The 17,313-nt window shown below is 62.4% G+C and carries 16 protein-coding genes; 6 read left to right on the plus strand and 10 right to left on the minus strand.

Annotated features, from left to right (window positions below):
* Positions 1-101: 101 nt before the first annotated feature.
* From SNL23_RS04400 to SNL23_RS04420, 5 genes are all read right to left on the minus strand, one after another.
* Positions 102-1,613: an MDR family MFS transporter gene (locus SNL23_RS04400; protein WP_167665750.1), complete on the minus strand. Its 1,512-nt coding sequence runs from the start codon at positions 1,611-1,613 to the stop codon at positions 102-104.
* Positions 1,603-2,733: an HlyD family secretion protein gene (locus tag SNL23_RS04405; protein WP_318301711.1), complete on the minus strand. Its 1,131-nt coding sequence runs from the start codon at positions 2,731-2,733 to the stop codon at positions 1,603-1,605. The genes SNL23_RS04400 and SNL23_RS04405 overlap by 11 nt, the downstream gene beginning before the upstream one ends.
* Positions 2,730-4,178, minus strand: coding sequence for an efflux transporter outer membrane subunit (locus tag SNL23_RS04410; protein ID WP_167665748.1), 1,449 nt, complete (start codon positions 4,176-4,178; stop codon positions 2,730-2,732). Before SNL23_RS04410 ends, SNL23_RS04405 begins: the two co-directional genes overlap by 4 nt.
* Before the next feature lie 463 nt (positions 4,179-4,641).
* A complete protein-coding gene (locus SNL23_RS04415) occupies positions 4,642-5,883 on the minus strand; it encodes a hypothetical protein (RefSeq protein ID WP_076014299.1) in 1,242 nt (413 codons plus the stop codon).
* 246 nt (positions 5,884-6,129) lie between these two features.
* On the minus strand, positions 6,130-6,870 hold the full coding sequence (locus SNL23_RS04420; RefSeq protein WP_076014300.1) for an AraC family transcriptional regulator: 741 nt from the start codon (positions 6,868-6,870) through the stop codon (positions 6,130-6,132).
* 161 nt (positions 6,871-7,031) lie between these two features.
* Here SNL23_RS04420 and SNL23_RS04425 point away from each other — a divergent pair, with 161 nt between their 5' ends.
* The 5 genes from SNL23_RS04425 (at position 7,032) to SNL23_RS04445 (ending at position 11,674) form a co-directional block, all read left to right on the plus strand.
* On the plus strand, positions 7,032-7,832 hold the full coding sequence (locus SNL23_RS04425) for a glucose 1-dehydrogenase (RefSeq protein ID WP_010166680.1): 801 nt from the start codon (positions 7,032-7,034) through the stop codon (positions 7,830-7,832).
* Complete coding sequence (locus SNL23_RS04430) at positions 7,825-9,651, plus strand: glycoside hydrolase family 15 protein (RefSeq protein ID WP_318301712.1); 1,827 nt, start codon at positions 7,825-7,827, stop codon at positions 9,649-9,651. The genes SNL23_RS04425 and SNL23_RS04430 overlap by 8 nt, the downstream gene beginning before the upstream one ends.
* A gap of 196 nt (positions 9,652-9,847) precedes the next feature.
* Positions 9,848-10,309 carry a cysteine hydrolase family protein gene (locus tag SNL23_RS04435; RefSeq protein WP_318301713.1) on the plus strand — a complete coding sequence of 154 codons (462 nt, stop codon included), beginning with the start codon at positions 9,848-9,850 and terminating at the stop codon, positions 10,307-10,309.
* 185 nt (positions 10,310-10,494) lie between these two features.
* A complete protein-coding gene (locus tag SNL23_RS04440; RefSeq protein ID WP_256576857.1) occupies positions 10,495-10,683 on the plus strand; it encodes a VOC family protein in 189 nt (62 codons plus the stop codon).
* A gap of 82 nt (positions 10,684-10,765) precedes the next feature.
* Entirely contained in the window at positions 10,766-11,674 is a 909-nt protein-coding gene (locus SNL23_RS04445) for an alpha/beta fold hydrolase (protein WP_318301714.1), read from the plus strand.
* Here the strand turns inward: SNL23_RS04445 and SNL23_RS04450 are convergent.
* The 3 genes from SNL23_RS04450 to SNL23_RS04460 form a co-directional block, all read right to left on the minus strand.
* Complete coding sequence (locus SNL23_RS04450; protein ID WP_318301715.1) at positions 11,652-13,847, minus strand: ATP-binding protein; 2,196 nt, start codon at positions 13,845-13,847, stop codon at positions 11,652-11,654. The genes SNL23_RS04445 and SNL23_RS04450 overlap by 23 nt on opposite strands.
* On the minus strand, positions 13,844-14,431 hold the full coding sequence (locus SNL23_RS04455) for a biliverdin-producing heme oxygenase (RefSeq protein WP_318301716.1): 588 nt from the start codon (positions 14,429-14,431) through the stop codon (positions 13,844-13,846). The genes SNL23_RS04450 and SNL23_RS04455 overlap by 4 nt, the downstream gene beginning before the upstream one ends.
* A gap of 129 nt (positions 14,432-14,560) precedes the next feature.
* Positions 14,561-15,529, minus strand: a complete 969-nt coding sequence (locus SNL23_RS04460; RefSeq protein ID WP_318301717.1) for a GlxA family transcriptional regulator — start codon at positions 15,527-15,529, stop codon at positions 14,561-14,563.
* Between the two features lie 90 nt (positions 15,530-15,619).
* Between SNL23_RS04460 and inhA the strand changes: the two genes are divergently transcribed.
* On the plus strand, positions 15,620-16,300 hold the full coding sequence (gene inhA, locus SNL23_RS04465) for an isonitrile hydratase (RefSeq protein WP_318301718.1): 681 nt from the start codon (positions 15,620-15,622) through the stop codon (positions 16,298-16,300).
* On the opposite strand, the gene SNL23_RS04470 is transcribed toward inhA, so the two are convergent.
* Together SNL23_RS04470 and SNL23_RS04475 are read right to left on the minus strand one after the other, a co-directional pair.
* Positions 16,297-16,638: an antibiotic biosynthesis monooxygenase family protein gene (locus SNL23_RS04470; protein WP_076014308.1), complete on the minus strand. Its 342-nt coding sequence runs from the start codon at positions 16,636-16,638 to the stop codon at positions 16,297-16,299. The two genes, inhA and SNL23_RS04470, sit on opposite strands and share 4 nt — an antisense overlap.
* A 27-nt stretch (positions 16,639-16,665) precedes the next feature.
* Positions 16,666-17,295: a LysE family translocator gene (locus SNL23_RS04475; RefSeq protein ID WP_318301719.1), complete on the minus strand. Its 630-nt coding sequence runs from the start codon at positions 17,293-17,295 to the stop codon at positions 16,666-16,668.
* Between the last annotated feature and the right edge of the window lie 18 nt (positions 17,296-17,313).

Genomic DNA, 17,313 nt, shown 5'->3' on the forward strand with positions numbered 1-17,313 from the left:
ATACCAGCCATCACCCAAATAACGGATATGTACCCAGCCCCCCAAACCATAAAAACCCACCCGAAACATTGCGCTCACCTGAGCGAACCACAACATTGACCCTAGATACGCCGCAACATCAACGCCGCCACCGCACACGCGGCCAACGCCACACACGCCAGAAAGAACGCATCACTGTAGGCCATCAAAAACGCCTGATGGCGCACACTCTGGTCCAGCAGGTCCAACACCACCTGATGCTCCGGCAACTGCTCCTGCAGCGCCCCGCCCCCAGGCAAGCGCTGTTGCAGCACCGGGTCAAACAGCGTCACCGACTCACCGATCCGCGCCGAATGCACCCGCTCGCGCACCACCACCAATTGCGCCAGCAGCGCCGTACCGACCGCGCCCCCCAGGTTGCGCAGCATCGAGAACACCGCCGACGCCGACCCCGCCTGCGCCTTGGCCAGCCCATGCACGGCGAGCACCGACAACGCGACCATGATCAACGGCTGACCAATCCCGCGCACCACGATCGAGGGCACGATCACATTGCCGGCGCTGTCCGCCGACAGGTGCGCGCCCATCCAGCAGCCCAAGGCCATGATCGCAAACCCCGAGGCCACCAGCATTTTTGCACTGACCCACTTCATCAAGCGCGGCAGAAACGGCGCCATGATCAATTGCACCAGCCCATACGCAATCAAGCTCACGCCAATTTCGCTGGCGTTGTAGTGCTGCAATTGCGACAGGTAATTGGGCACCAGAAACACCAACCCGTAGGTGCTCGCGCCAAAGATAAACATCGCCACGCTGGCCACGCCAAAGTTGTAGTGCCCCAACAGCCGCAGGTTGATAAAGGCATGCTTGCCCCACAACTGACGGGCCACGAAGCCGATCAATCCCACCACCGCCAACAGCGTCATCCACACGATAAAGGGCGAGCCGAACCAGTCCTTGCGCCCGCCCTCCTCCAGCACGATCTGCAACGCGCCCAGGCCCAGCACCATGCAGCCGATGCCCAGCCAATCGCCCTGGCGCAACAGGCCGAGTTTCATCGGCTGGCGGTCGATGGACCAGGCCACCGCCGCCAGCAACGCAATCCCCGGGAACAGTTGCAGGTAGAAGATCCAGCGCCAGGAATACGCGTCGGTCAGCCAGCCACCAATCGACGGCCCGGCGGCCTGGGCCACACTGTTGGCCAGGCTGAACAAGGCCATGCCCAGCGGGATCTTGCTGGCCGGCAGCTCAGTGATGATCAGCTGGAATGACAAGGGAATCAGCACAGCCCCGGCCGCGCCCTGCACCACCCGGATCAGAATCATCACTTGCAGGTTGGGCGACAGCGAACACGCCACCGACGCCACCAGGAATATCCCCGAGCCCCACAGCATCACCCGGCGCAGGGAAAACACCTGCACCAGCCACGCGGTGAGGGGAATCATGATGATTTCCGCCACCAGGTAAGCAGTGGAAATCCACGAGCCTTCCTCAAAAGTCGCGCCCAGTGCGCCTTCGATTTCCGGCAGCGCGGCGCTGGTGACGTGCACGTTCATCCCGGCCATGAAGCAGCCGAACAGCCCGCCGATCACCGCTACCCAGGCGCGAAACGGCACACGCCCTTCAGCCTCCATGAACGTGCTCCTGGCTCACGGCGGGACGGGTGTTGACCGTGGCGATGACCGACATGCCCGGCAGAACCCGCGATTCGCCGGGCTCCAGGCGGATCTTCACCGGAAACCGCTGGACGATCTTGGTGAAGTTGCCGGTGGCGTTGTCTGGCGGCAACAGCGCGAACACGGCACCGGAGCCGGGGGCGATGCTTTCCACTTGGCCGTGCCAATGCGCACCGGCAAAACTGTCCACCGCGATCTCCACCGACTGCCCGGGCGCCATGTGCTGCAACTGGGTTTCCTTGTAGTTGGCAATCACATAGGCCTGTTCCACCGGCACCACCGCCAGCAGTGGCAGGCCGGGCATCACATACTGCTGGCGACGAACCTTGCGCTGGCCCACCACGCCGTCGAAAGGCGCGCGAATCTCGGTGTCCTTCAACGCATTGCCGGCCAGGGCGAGATTGGCCTGGGCCTCGCCGATGCGCGCCTGATGCTCGACAATTTGCGCCTGCGCCTGTTGCCGGCGCGCCTGCAACACCTGCAACTGCGCTTGCTGGCGCGCGACCTGGGCGCTGGCTTTTACCAAGGCCGCCTGAGCCTTGGCCTGGTTGGCGCTGACGGTTTCCAGGTGCTGGGCGCTGGCCACCTGTTGGGCGACCAACTCGCGATATCGCTGGTAATCGAGCCTCGCGCGCCGGGCCTCGGCCTCGCCGCTGCTCAACGCCGCCTTTGCCTGGGCAATGCGTTGCTGCTGCTCGCCCATTTGCGCGTCGAGGGTTTGCAGCGAGGCCTGTTGCGCCGTCGCTGCCGCCTGCGCCTGTTGCAGTTGTGCCTGGGCGCTGTTCAGGCGCTCGGTGAAATCCCGGTCGTCGATACGCACCAGTACGTCGCCGGCCTTGACCGGCTGGTTGTCTTCCACCAGTACCTGGGCCACATACCCGGCGATCCGTGGGCTGATGGCGACCCAGTCAGCGCGTACATAGGCATCATCGGTTTCTTCCAGAAAACGCCCCCATTGCCACCAATACCCGGCAAAGGCTGCAAGCCCCAACAGCGTGGCGAGCGATGCAGTGGTCACCAGGGCGCGACGATGGCGTTGCATAACGGTCAGGCGAATCGGTTCAACAGCCTGGTTCATGGTGTGGCTCCATTGACAGCGACAGATAAGGGGTCGGTTGTATCATCACGCTGCCAACCGCCACCGAGGGCCTGGAACAGGTCGATCTGGCGATTGATCAGGCGCAGGTCGGACTCGGCCACGCGGGCCTCAAGGCCCACCAGGCTGCGCTCGCTGTCCAGCAGTTGCAGGGCGTCCAGCGCGCCGGCGTGGTAGGCCCGGGAGGCCAGGTCGAAGGCGCGGCGGTTGTTGTCCAGCGCGGCAGCCAGGGCCTCGCGCCGCTGTTGTTCGCCCTGGTACAAGGCCATGGCCTGCTCGACCTGCTTCAACGCGTTGAGCACCGTGCCGTCGAACCGCGCCAGGGCCTGGCGCGCTTCGGCCTGGCTCTGCTTGACCCGCGCCTGGGCGATCTGCCGATTGGGAAAGCGCCAGGACACCAGCGGCCCGACGGAATACACCGTCGCGTAGCGGTCACCGAGTTTGCCCAGGCTGCTGGCGGATGAACCGAGCATCGCGCCAAAGGTAATTCGCGGGTAAAGCTCGGCCCGGGACAGGCCCACCGTCGAGGTCGCCGAGCGCAGTTGCCCCTCGGCACGGCGGATATCCGGCCGCCGTTGCACCAGCGCCCACCCCTCGCCCACCGGCAACGCCGCCTGCAATTGCGGGCTGTGGGTACAGTTGCGTGGTGTGACCTGCTCGGGCGGCAACCCGCTGAGCACGGCCAACTCATACAACGCGCTGCTGCGCCGAGCCGTGAACATCGGCAAGGGCGCGCGGGTTTCTTCCAGCAGGCCTTGCAGGCGAGTCAGGTCCAGGTCCGTCGCCGCACCTGCCTTTTGCAGCTTTTGCGTAACCGCAACACTCTGCTCCAGCAACTGCACCGAGTGGGCCTGCACCTGCTCCTGCAATCCATAAACACAGGCCTGGGCATAAGCGCGGGCCGTCTGCGCGGCCACCGTCACCCGCAACTCGTCTTCCAGCGCTCGCGCCACTTGGGCATCGGCCCGTGCCGCGGCAATGCGATAACGCACCTCGCCCCACAGGTCGAGGGTGTAGCTCAGGGAAAACTCAGGCGTGTGGCTCCATTCGGCACCGGCATGACCGTTGGTGGCCTGGGCCAGAGTCTGGTCATCCCGGCTGCGACCGTAGGCCAGGCCATAATCCAGAGAGGTAGACGGAAGGCGCTCACCGTCGACCTGTTCGAGCCGCGCCAGCAATGCGTCGACATGGGCGGCAGCGGCTTCAAGGTCTTTGTTCTGGCGCAAGGCCCCCGCCACCAGGGCGTCCAGCTGCGGGTCGCGGTACAGCTGCCACCAGCGGGCGGGCAATGGCTCGGCCGACTCGAAGGATAGCCGCGGCGAGGGCTGCGCCGTGACGGTCGACGGCTGGCCGGACACGCCACTGCACCCGGCCAGCACACTCAACAGGGCGATGGGCATCCATGGATGAAAAGAAGGGCTGTGCATCGCAAGGCTCGCTCAAGAAGGAGCCTTGCAGACTAGGCAGATGGCCTGTCCGATTCGCCCGCGTGAGGGCCATGTATCGTCGCTAAACGGACAACAGCGTTACATGACGCAACACAGCGTACGGGCGGAGCGGCCTACCTCTTAGCAGTACTCTTTGCTGACGACCCCAGAGCGCGGATCCTTCACAAAAACAATTCCCCCGCGACAGGAATCGACGGAGGGGGCATTCTTCTCGGTAACCCCTGTGGCGTAGGGAATTGGGGCATCCGTGTAAATCCCGGGACGGAAAACGGCGCTAAGCAATGTCCAACCCGAACTCTGTGCAAACTTTTCAAAATTAGCGTGATTGGATAGTTTTGATATTGCTACGCTGCTCGGCACGGCCCCGACCGCTATCGAAGCACACACCATGCACATGATCATTTTCCTGATGTTCATTGCCCAATCCTCCTTATTCTTTTGCTCAAGGTAATGTGGTCGTGACGCTGATCACAGTTTGCGCAGCGTCCAGCACCATACCCGCCATATAGCTGCCATTTTCAGAGATGACAGCCACTTGGCTGTTGCTCCCTCCGCCTATAGTGGGCACACAAACGCTTCCAGCCGACGGTGCCCACGTGCAACCCGTGATGTATTGACTGGGAGTGACAGCGTTCAACGTGACCCGGCTTCCACCGGCTATTGCCCCTGCGTCTCCCCATACACTTCCAGTGGGTAGCGGGATGAACTGAACAATCGGCAACGGCAAGGTCGACGGCTGCCAGGCAATGTACTGTCTACGCCCCTCGATTGTCGTTTGAACAACCAGAGCCAACCCAGCCTGATTAATGCCGACGGCGGTGTTCCTTGACCCCGTTGATAGCGTCAGCACCAAAGGCGCCGCTGTGTTGCTGCTCCAATAGGCACTTTTAGCGACGTTGGTCGCCGAGTTGGGATAAATACACGTACCGATGAACTGCGATGCGTTATTCGTTTGGGAAACAGTGCAGTAACTGGCCCCCGTTGGCAGCGCCAGCGAGGTCACGCTGAAAGCCGCCCCGGTCTTTTCAGCGACTTTCGCAGTAGAATTCCCGGCACTATTGGGACAGTTGAGCGCGATCATGAGATTGCCTGATGCCGGCAGATTTACATCGACGGCGGCACAGCCGTCTCCCCAATCCGATACACGCTGCGGCGCACCTGTACCTGCTGGGTAAAACACCACAGTGCCTTGGCGGCTCGCGTTAAAACTTGACCCGACAACATCGCCTTGGCCGTTGATAGCAGTGCCTGTGGTGTCAACGTCCTTGGGGCGAAGCAGGGGAATCAGAAGTGTGGCAGGCAAAGAATCCAGCTTGAGCGGTGTGGTGGTTGGAGACACCGAGCCCCACACGACTGCAAAGGAGGCATTGTTGGCATCCGAGCAATCCCCCACTGCTTGCCCCGAATGCGCAAGCCCCCATACCGAGCAAGGCTGCCCACTGACCAGCGTCGCCAAGGGTGATTGAGCACCGTGGGCAGCGCCGTCTCCGACCCAAGGTACATTATTGGCGGTGGTGCTGGCGGGCGTACAGTTGCCGACGGTCATACCACTGTTATTGATACTCGCCGGCGTGCACTGGGCACCTGCCGACGATGAAAACGCAACCCATGTCGCGGCCTGGGCGCCCCCCAAACCCACAATCGAGAGACCGCCGACCAGTAAAAATCCATGTAGATGATTCATCTTCGATCCTTCCCTGAAAATAACTTTTAGGACTCATCCTGCTTGCCGCTGCGTTTACTAATGCCGCACAAACGAGATATTTACTACTGTCATTTCTAACAGGTACTAAACGAGTTAAACCGTGATTTTCTGGCCCCTCTTTCCCGATTGACCACTCTGGATCGGCCCCTCCGGCATCCCGCTGATTGCTCTGCACTAGCCCAACGAACTCAAAAAAGCGACTAACGGCAACCAGCGCATTGGTTATCAAACCGGCCGAAAATGACTCGGCGGATAGCCCAACGACTTGCGAAACATCGCGCTGAACGCACTCGGGCTCTGATAACCATGCTCCAGCGCCACCTCTAAAATCGACACGCCCTGGGCCAGCAGTTTCAAGCTCAGGGCCAACCGCGCGCGCTTGCGCCATTCACCGAAGCTCATGCCCAACTCGCGCTGGAACACCCGGCTCAGGGTACGGGCGCTCATGTTCAGGCTGTCGGCCCAGGATTCCAGGCTGCTGTCGTCAGAGGGGTTGCGGATGAAATGCGTGCACAGCCTGGCTAGCCGTACTTCGCCGGGCACCGGCACGTGCATCGCCACCACCGGCGCGGCGAGCAGTTCCATGCGGATCAACTCGATCATGGCCTGCAGACGCGGGCTGTGGTGCCCGGCAATCTGCGTGGCGGCGACGATCAGCTCCCGCAGCAACGCCGACACTTCGATCACCTGGCAGGTGCGCCCCAGCCCCGGCTCGGCCTCGGGCATCAGGAACAGCGTGCGCATATGCACTTCGCCGGCCATGCGGATCTCGTGCGGGGTTCCGGCCGGCACCCACAGCGCATGCCCGGACGGCACCAGCCAACTGCCCTGAGCGGTGCTGACCACCATCACCCCGGACACGCCATGGATCAGCTGCGCCTGGGCATGGCAATGGGGGTGCACCACGTCGTCGTTGCGGTAATTGTCGGCATAGGCTTCAAGCCAGGGGCGGGGTGGGCGGTTCATCGGCTCAGGTCTCGCATCAATCAGGCGTTGATTCTAGCGAAAAGCCCTGTGGCAAAAACGATAGATATAGACAGCCATCGTCGCATTCCAGACAGCCGGTGAACTTGTGGCCCACGCCATCAGTCAGCTAATTGGGCACTCTGAAAAAGGTTGGGTGGGCGATGCGCATTTCGTTGGAGCAACAAGTGGCGCTGGTAACCGGCGCGAGTTCCGGGATCGGCGCGGGGGCCGCCAAGGCCCTGGCGGAGGCTGGAGCTGCCGTGGTGCTGAACTACAACGCCCAGGCGGCGCCGGCTGAAGCACTGGCGGCGCAGATCAATGCCAACGGCGGTCGGGCGATTGCAATTGGCGCCGATGTGTCGAAAGAGGCGGATGTCGAGCGCCTGTTTGCCCAAACCCTTGAGGCGTTTGGGCACCTGGACATTCTGGTGGCCAACTCGGGCATGCAGAAAGACGCCGCTGCCGTCGACATGACCCTCGACGACTGGAACGCGGTGATCGGCGTTAACCTCACCGGCCAGTTCCTCTGCGCCCGCGCCGCCTTGCGCATCTTCAATCGCCAGGGCATCCGCGAAGGCGTTTCCCGGGCCGCCGGGAAGATTATCCACATGAGCTCGGTGCACCAAGTGATTCCCTGGGCCGGTCACGTGAATTACGCCGCGTCCAAGGGCGGTGTGGAAATGCTGATGCGCACCCTGGCTCAGGAAGTCAGCCAGCAGCGCATCCGCATCAACGGCGTTGCGCCGGGGGCGATTCGCACGGCCATCAACCGCGCCGCCACCGAAGGCGCGGCCGAGGTGGAGCTACTCAAGTTGATTCCCTATGGCCGTGTGGGTGACGTCGAAGATGTCGCCAATGCGGTGGTGTGGCTGGCCAGTGATGCCTCCGATTACGTGGTGGGCAGCACCTTGTTTATTGACGGCGGCATGAGCCTTTATCCGGAGTTTCGTGGCAATGGTTGATCTGAAAAACGAACCACAAAGTGCCATCGATGCCCACGGCATCATCGGCGACATGCGCAGTGCAGCGCTGGTGAATGACAAGGGCAGCATCGATTTTTTCTGCTGGCCGGAGTTCGACAGCCCGTCCATCTTTTGCTCGTTGCTGGACTCCCCCGCCGCCGGGATCTTCCAGCTCACGCCCGACCTGCCCGAGGCCCGCCGCGAGCAGATCTACCTGCCAGACACCAACGTGCTGCAAACCCGCTGGTTGAGCAATGAAGCGGTGGTGGAAATCACCGACTTCTTGACCGTCAGCGAAGAAGTCGACGACCTGCCCATCCTGATTCGCCGGGTGCGGGTGGTCAGCGGCAAAGCGAGCATCCATATGCGCTGCGCAGTGCGTCATGACTACGCCCGCGGCCAGACCCGGGCCACTCAAGATGACGGCGACGTGTTGTTTGAGGCCGCAGACCAGCCCGGCCTGCGCCTGACCAGCAGCCACGCCCTGCAACTGGATGGCGACGCTGCCGTAGCATCCTTTGAACTGGGCCAGGAAGAAGGCGCCGAATTTGTCCTCGGCGGGCTGGAAGATCCCCGAGTCAAAAACGACTGCACCGACCTGTGCCTGGATCGCACCCTGAAATTCTGGCGCGGCTGGATTTCCCAATCCAACTACCGTGGGCGCTGGCGCGAGATGGTCAATCGTTCGGCCCTGGCCTTGAAGCTTTTGACCTCGCGCAAACACGGTGCAATCCTCGCCGCCGCCACCTTCGGCCTGCCGGAAACCCCCGGCGGCGAGCGCAACTGGGACTACCGCTACACCTGGATCCGCGACGCCTCGTTTACCGTCTACGCGTTTATGCGCCTGGGGTTTATCGAGGAAGCCAACGGCTACATGCGCTGGTTGAAAGGCCGCGTGGGTGACTGCTGCGATCAGCCGATGAAGATCAACATTCTGTACGGCATCGACGGCCGCCAGGAACTGCCGGAAACCGAGCTGAGCCACCTCAGCGGCCACGGCGGTGCGCAACCGGTGCGCATCGGCAACGAGGCCTACGACCAGGTGCAACTGGACATCTACGGTGAGCTGATGGACGCCGTATACCTGGTCAACAAATACGGCGAAGCCATCTCCCACGAGGGCTGGAAACACACGGTGGAAGTGGCCGACCAGGTCTGCGAAACCTGGAACCACAAAGACGTCGGCATCTGGGAAATGCGCGGCGAGCAGCATCACTTCCTGCATTCGCGGCTAATGTGCTGGGTGGCCCTGGACCGGGCGATTCGCCTGGCGTCCAAGCGCTCGCTGCCGGCGCCGTTTGCCCGCTGGGACCAGACCCGCCAGGCGATTTACGCGGATATCTGGAGCAACTTCTGGAACGAAGAACGCGGGCACTTTGTGCAGCATATCGGCAGCACGGCTCTGGACGGCTCAATGCTGTTGATGCCGCTGGTGCGCTTCGTTGCGGCGACGGACCCGCGCTGGTTATCGACACTGGAAGCGATCCAGAAAAGCCTGGTGCGCGATGGGATGGTTTATCGCTACCGCAACGACGACAGCCAGATTGACGGCTTGCAAGGCACCGAAGGCGCGTTTGCGGCGTGCTCGTTCTGGTACGTGGAATGCCTGGCCCGGGCCGGGCAAGTGGAGAAGGCGCATCTGGAGTTTGAACAGTTACTGCGCTACGCGAACCCGCTGGGGTTGTATGCCGAAGAGTTTGATAACCAGGCTCGGCATTTGGGCAATACGCCGCAGGCGTTGAGCCATTTGGCGCTGATCAGCGCAGCGACGTTTCTGGACCGGAAGTTGAGTGGGGTGAAGACGGTTTGGCAGCCTTGAACCCGAGCACACTGAAGGCAAATGAGTAAACCTGTAGGAGCTGGCTTGCCTGCGAAAGCGGTGTCTCAGTCATTGATGTATGAGCTGATCCACCGCCATCGCAGGCAAGCCAGCTCCCACATAGACCGCGCCAGACTTGGAGACGAGGTGTACCCGGTGCACAATGCGTGGTCCTTCGATCCCTGCCAGGATTCCAATGCACCAGGTTCTGCTGATCATCGACGTACAACCCTCCTTCGCCCCGCCCGATTGGATGGTGGGCGGCATCAACGCCCTGCTGGGCCGCATGCCCTCAGTGGCCACCGTAGAGCGCCACGACGAAAGCATCACCCCGTTCGCCCGCCAACTGGGCTGGCAGCCGGCGCCCGACGACAACAGCCTGATCGCTGCCGACCATGTCTTCATCAAACACGGCTACGCCCCCACGCCCGAGACCATCAGCCACCTGAAAAGCCTCGCGCCGGACAGGGTGCTGGTGTGTGGCATCCAGACTGATACCTGTGTGCTGGCGGCCGGGTTTGCGTTGTTTGACGCTGGCTTGCAGCCAACGCTGATCAGCGATTTGACTGTGGGTTCGTCACTGGATCGGTCAGGGAAACTGGGCGCGGATTTGTGGCGGCATCATTTCAAACACGTCATCACCCACGCAGAGATTTAAGTCAGCCCCTCACTGTGGCGAGGGAGCTTGCTCCCGCTGGGTCGCGAAGCGGCCCCAAAAAGCTCAACGCCATCTAACTCAAAGAACACAGTCAACAAAACCTGGGGCTGCTGCGCAGCCCGACGGGAGCAAGCTCCCTCGCCACAGGTTATTGGGCAAACATCATCGTTACCACAAGGCGCGTATTGATCGGCGCTCTGCCGACGCATTACTCGGCGTCACTGCCGGCCTGGTCGCCGACGGAAACATCAGTCACGTTAGGCGCCACGTTGTATCGCGGCCCGATGAAAATCGAAGGCGGCGAGTGGATGTGCCAGGTGCGCGACCCGTGGGGCAACTGCATCGGCTTGCGCCAGGCCGGTCTAGACAAGTAAAACAACTGCAGCCTTTCTGACGATGCTCAGTAACCCGCTTGGTCTACAGTTCCCACACTTCCCCTCCACCCTCGGAGCCTCCATGCCCACCCTTCACATCCGCACGCCCATGCTCGATATTGCCTACGAAGCCCATGGCCCGGAAGGCGGTGAGGTGGTGATTCTGCTGCACGGTTTCCCTTATGACCCTCGCGGCTACGACGAGATCGCTCCGGTAATCGCCGAGCGTGGCTGCCGGGTTTTGGTGCCGTACCTGCGGGGTTATGGCCCGACACGTTTTATCAACGATCAGGTGATGCGCTCCGGCCAACAAGCGGCGCTGGCCAAGGATTTGCTGGATTTCATGGATGCCCTGTCCATCGAAAAAGCCACGCTGGTGGGCTATGACTGGGGCGGACGCGCGGCGTGTATCGTTGCGGCGCTATGGCCTGAACGGGTGCAGGGCCTGGTGACGGGCGATGGCTACAACATCCAGGATATTGCTGCGTCGACCAAGCCTCGGGCGCCGGAAACAGAGCATCGGCTGTGGTATCAGTTTTACCTTCACACCCAACGCGGCGTGGACGGGTTGACCGCCAACCGGCGTGAGTTCTGCCAGTTGCTGTGGGCGCTCTGGTCGCCGTCGTGGGCCGAGGGACCAAGCCTGTATGGCAAGACGGCACCTTCGTTTGATAACCCGGATTTTGTCGAGGTGGTGGTCCACTCTTACCGTCATCGCTTCATGTACGCGCCGGGTGATCCGGCGCTGGAAAGCATCGAGCAGGCGCTGGTGCAGCCACCACCGATTTCGGTGCCGAGCATCTCGTTGTGCGGCGCCGATGACGGCGTAGGCCCGGCCCCGGTTGAAGATGACGACCTGGAAAATTTCAGCGGGTTTTATCGACGCGAAGTGTTGGCCGGCGTGGGCCACAATATTCCCCAGGAAGCGCCCCAGGCGACCCTCGAGGCGATCTTCGAATTGCTGGACCTCAACCCCCGGCCGGGATCCTGAAGCTGAACACGCTGCCCTGCCCCAGCACGCTTTCAGCCCACAAGGTACCGCCGTGGGCCTCGATGATGCCGTGGGAAATGTACAACCCCAGCCCGCTGCCGGTGGGGTTGCCCTCGCGGGAGGTCCAGTAGCGATCGAAGATATATGGCAGTTGCGCCGGCTGGATGCCGATGCCGTTGTCACACACCCGAAACAACACCTCGTCCCCCGCCGCCTCGGCAATCACCTCGATCACGCCGCCCACCGGCGTGAACTTCAGGGCGTTGCCCAGCAGGTTGGAAAACACCTGGAACAAACGCTCCGGGTCGGCCTGCACACACAGCCCCGCAGCAGAGCGCCAGGTCAGGTCCACACCCTTGGCGGCTGCCAGTGGCTGCCACATTGAGCAGATTTGTTCCTGGGTCGCCGCCACATCGAGCTGTTGCAGTGACACGCTGTAGCGCCCGGCCTCGATGCGCGAGATATCGATCAAGTCTTCCAACAGCGTGTTCATGCGGGAAGTAGCGTTTTGCATGGTTTCAATCGCGGAGGAGAGGCGCCGGTTAGCCTTGCTGTCATCGGCGGGCACCATGCTGCGCATCATGCCGCATTGCATCAGCAGGATCGTCAGCGGGCTGCGCAGGTCATGGGAGACCACCGCCACCAGTTCATCACGCGCCTGTACAGCTTTATGTTCGCGCTGAACCTGGCGTGCGAGGTCGTGTTCCAGGGCATTGCGCCGCAGGCTCTCCACCGCTTGCAACTCCGAGAGCGACCAGTACAGCGCCTTGCCGTCGACCTGCTGCTTCCACAGTTCAAACGACAGGCGCGGGCTCAAGGTCGTGGCGCCCGGTTCCCGATGTTTGACCGGCTGGCCGCTCCACTCCACCGTGGACTTGACCTCCGGACGAAACCACATCACCGCGTTGTCCACCGGCTTGGGCAGACAAAATGCCAACAGGCCGCTGGCGTGGGCCTGATAAGCCGCCGCCGGCAGGAAATCCACAGACAATTGATGGCTGTGCACCACGCCTTTGCCCTGCCCGCGTACCCATTGGTACAACCCGTGGATCTCAACACGTGTGGGGCAAACACCGAAGACATGCAGGCGCTCCTCCACCAGTATCGCCAGGCCACCGGCGGCGGTCAGGTCCAGCAGCGTTTGCGCATACGGCAACAGGCTTTCCATCACATCGCACTGGTCCGCAGTCATGGCGGCGACCAACGCTTCGATCATCGCCGCGTTCTCTTGCTGCTGGCGCCGCTCCTGCTGCTCCTGGAGCAAGGTGATCTGCATCGACAACAGCTGGCCGATGCTGGTACAGGCCGTGCGCAGTTCATGGGGCACGCGCAACGGCTCACGATGACCACAGGTGATCAGGCCCCAGAGCTGGTCGTCCTTGAGCAGCGAAATGCTCATGGAGGAACGCACACCCATGTTCTTCAGATAGTGGCAGTGCACCGGCGACACGCTGCGCAATACGGCGAAGCTGAGGTCCAGGGGCTGGCCGTTGTCGGGGCGCAGGGCCGGCAGGATAGGCACCGGCTGGTACTCGGCGTCGGGAATCGCGCGGATCCAGTTCAGCCGGTACAACTCGCGAGCCTGGGGCGGGATGTCCGAGGCGGGAAAACACAGGCCCAGGTACGGCTGCATGCCTTCGCTTAGCGCCTCGCCGATGACCTTGCCGTGGCCTTCCTGCTCGAAGCGGTACAAGGTGACCCGGTCATAGCCGGTGAGGCTGCGAATCTCGGTGACGCAGGTCTGGTACAAACCCTCGAGCGTCTTGGTCGACTGCAAGCGACGCAGCGTGCGGGCGAGTTGTCCGACGGCGCGGTGCTCAAGGGTCATCGCCCGCTCCAGTTCGAGGAACAGCAGGCCCTGATGACGATGCAGAAGGATGTCGTAGGCATAGCCATCAAGCGTCAGTTGGTGCATCTCATCTTCATCGGCGTCCAGGTCCGCCAGGGCACGGCTCACCTGCGCCGCCGCCTCGCTGCCAAGCACATTGGCCAGCGCCTGGCCCGACGCGCTTTCCGCACCCAGGCCCAAGGCGACGGCGAGGTTGCTGCTGGCTTGCAGTACCTCAAGCGCCGGCTCGCTCAGCGTCAACAACAACCCGTGAGGCTGGATCGAGCCCGGAATATGGATGGGTTCGCTGGCGCAATCGTCGATCAGCGTATCGACCGTGCTCATCGCAATACCCCACAGTGGGCAAGCCACTGCTCGAAACACAGGAAGGTCGACTCGGCGACCTTCACCGCCTCCAAACGGTCGACCGGGGTTTTCAACGGGTAAAGACAATCAAGGAAGCGCTGCCACAGAGCGCTGGTTTGCGCTCCGTACACATTCATGAACGCGCCGCCATTGGTGGAGCCCACGCCAATCTTGATCTCGATCAGGTCCCGCAACACTTGGCCGCCGAGGGTTGCGCCTTCCAGCACGTAGAGGGCGCCCAAGGCCTGGGCCACGTTGGTGATGGCGGGCAGTTCAGGGCATATCGGCAAGGCGTCGATCTGCGGGTTTTCCAGGCCCAGCGCCCGCAAATCAGCCTGCAAGTACGGGGTTTTGCTGCGCCGCCCCCATTCCAGGTCAGGGATGATTTCACCCCACGGCGCCAGGGCTCGCTCCAGCGGTTGATAGAAACCGTAGTAGGCGCCCATCAGCTCGCGATAAAGCGCCAGGTCCATGCGGGAAAACGGCAGCCGGGTATCGAGGCGTCGATGCAGCGCAGCGGTCGCCGCGCGTAATTCGACAAGGACAGGAGGTAGTGAATTCATGGGTGTGCGTACGCCGGAAGGGTCGAAACCGCGACGTAGAGGCCTAGGATCAAGACACTGCGCAATGGACTATGAGTAACATAGCACCTTGGTACAAAACCGTACCCATTCGTTCAAACAGGCTCAACTTCAACCGGGTGAGGAAAAACGTTCGCGATACGCCTGGGGCGTGATCGACACCGCCCGCAGGAAGCTGCGGCGCATGGTTTCTTCGCAGCCAAAGCCGCAGTGCACGGCAATACGTTTGATCGACGCGCTGCTGTCGGCCAGTTGCCGGCGGGCGGTCTCCACGCGGATCAACTCGACCGCCCGCGCGGGCGTCTGGCCGGTTTCGGCGCGGTAGTGGCGCACGAAACTGCGCTCGCTCATGCCCGCCTGGGCGGCCAGTGTGGCGATGTTCAAATCGAGGGTCAGGTGTTCGGCGATCCAGGCGTGCAACTCTGCAAAACGGCTGCCGCCCTTTTGCAGGGACAAGGTCACGCTGAACTGCGATTGCCCACCGGGGCGCTTGAGAAATACCACCAGGTGCTGCGCCACTTCCAGGGCCACGGCGCGGCCCAGGTCCTCTTCCACCAGCGCCAGGCACAAATCGATGCCGGCAGTCACGCCGGCGGAGGTCCACAGGTTGCCCTGCTGGATAAAAATCGGGTTGGCCTCCACGGTCAGTTCCGGGTGTTTGAGCGCGAGTTCTTCGCAGCGGGTCCAGTGGGTCACCACGCGGCGGCCATCGAGCAAACCACTGGCGGCCAGCAGAAAGGCGCCGGTGCACACTGAGGTCATGCGCCTTGACTGGGTGGCTTTTTGGCGAACCCAGTCCACCAACGCCGGGTCTTCGGCGGCGCCGTATACGCCCCAGCCACCGGCGATCACCAGCGTGTCGCACGGCGCGTCGGCGGCCGGCAGCGGCTCGGCCACCAGCGCCAGGCCCGCCGAGGTCATCACCGGCTCGGCTTGCGCGGCGATCACACTGACCGCATAGGGCAATGGCAAACCCTGCTGGCGCGCCAGGTCATTGGCCGAGGCAAACACTTGCAAGGGCCCGGTGACGTCGAGCACCTGCACACTGGGAAAGGCGAGTACGTTGATGATTCTGGGCATGATTGGCGTGATTCGTGGGCTCAATGGCGTATGCGCCAAAGCCTAGGTGACTAGAGTGAAGCCGTCCATCCCTTTATCAGGCGTATTCCCATGACCTTGCAGATCGGCTTTTTGTTGTTCCCTGGCATCCAGCAACTGGACCTCACCGGCCCCTACGACGTGCTGGGATCGCTGCCGGACGTGAAACTGCACCTGGTGTGGAAGGACCTGGCGCCGGTCACCTCCAGCACCGGATTGGTCTTTACCCCGAGCACCACCTACGAGGAGTGCCCAACGCTGGATGTGATCTGCGTGCCCGGCGGCTCAGGGGTCGGCGCGTTGATGGAGGATGAGCAAACCCTGGCGTTTCTCAAGGTGCAGTCCCAGACCGCACGTTACGTGACCTCGGTGTGCACCGGCTCCCTGGTACTGGGCGCAGCGGGCTTGTTGCGCGGGCGTCGGGCAACCACTCACTGGGCCTACCACGATATGCTCGCCCCGCTGGGCGCGATCCCGGTGCAGGAGCGCGTGGTGCGTGACGGCAACCTGTTGACCGGTGGCGGGATTACCGCCGGGATCGACTTTGCCCTGACCCTGGCGGCCGAGCTGTACAACGAAGCGGCGGCGCAACTGGTGCAGTTGCAGATTGAATATGCCCCGGCACCACCATTCAATGCAGGCCGGCCAGAAACCGCGCCGCCGCATGTGCTGGAGGAAGCCCGCAAACGCACCGCCGAGTCGCGCAAGACACGGGGTGAAATCGTGGCACGCGCGGCTGCACGGCTGGGTTAAGCATTCGCATGCCCGTGGCGGTCGGCGGGCACCAGATGCCCGATCGTTCCGTCCCCGTAGGCCCGCTCCACTTTGGAAATCACCACGTGATAACCGCCGTACCACCGGCGGTACAGACGCTTGGCTTCCAGGTGGGTCGGGTGGCTGGCAAAGGCGCGGATTGACGCTTCATCACGCCAGTAATAACTGGCGTTGATCAAACGCCCATCCGCCGAGTGCCACGACTCGGCCCCCACGTATCCCGGCAGCCTTGCCGCCAGTGCGTCGATCAAATCCGTGAGGCGCTGGAACTCGTCATCCCGTTCACCAGGCTTGTAGATAAAGGCTGCGATGTACATGGGTAACGTCCTTTTATAAGTGGGATTTCACGTCGGGCGAGACATCAATGCCAACCGTATGGCCAGCACCATCAGCACGCTCGCCAGGCCCCATTTCTGTAAGCCTGCGCTGCCCGATTTGCCGGCAAAAAACCGGCTGAGCGCCCCGCCGAAGATCCCCAGCACGGCATGAAAGACACCGCTGATCAATGTCAGGATGATCCCCAGCACCACCAGTTGCAGCGCGATGGGCCCCGCCTCGGGACTGACGAATTGCGGCAGGAACACCATGAAAAACAGCAACGCCTTGGGGTTGAGCAAACTGTTGAGCATCGCCCGCACAAACACCCGGCCCAACGGCACGCGGGTGACGTGGGCCGGGTCCAGGGCGGGCGTTTTTTGCAGGGTCTTGAACACCAGCCACAACAGGTACAACACCCCGGCGTAGCGAATCAGGTCAAAGGCCGGCGGCCAACTGGCGACCAGTGCGGTCACGCCGGTCGCGGTCAGTGCCGTGAGCAGCAGGTCCGCCACACTGATGCCCAACCCGGACGCCACGCCGCCACGCCAGCCATAGGTCACACCGTGGCTGATGACGAAAGCCATGTTCGGCCCCGGGGATAACAACAGCAGCAGAACTGCACCAGAGAAAACAGCCAGCGTTGCGAGGTCGATCATGCTCAAGCCATCCACCGG

Origin of the sequence: Pseudomonas sp. SED1 (genome assembly GCF_034044025.1) — a bacterium.
Taxonomy (GTDB): Bacteria; Pseudomonadota; Gammaproteobacteria; order Pseudomonadales; family Pseudomonadaceae; genus Aquipseudomonas.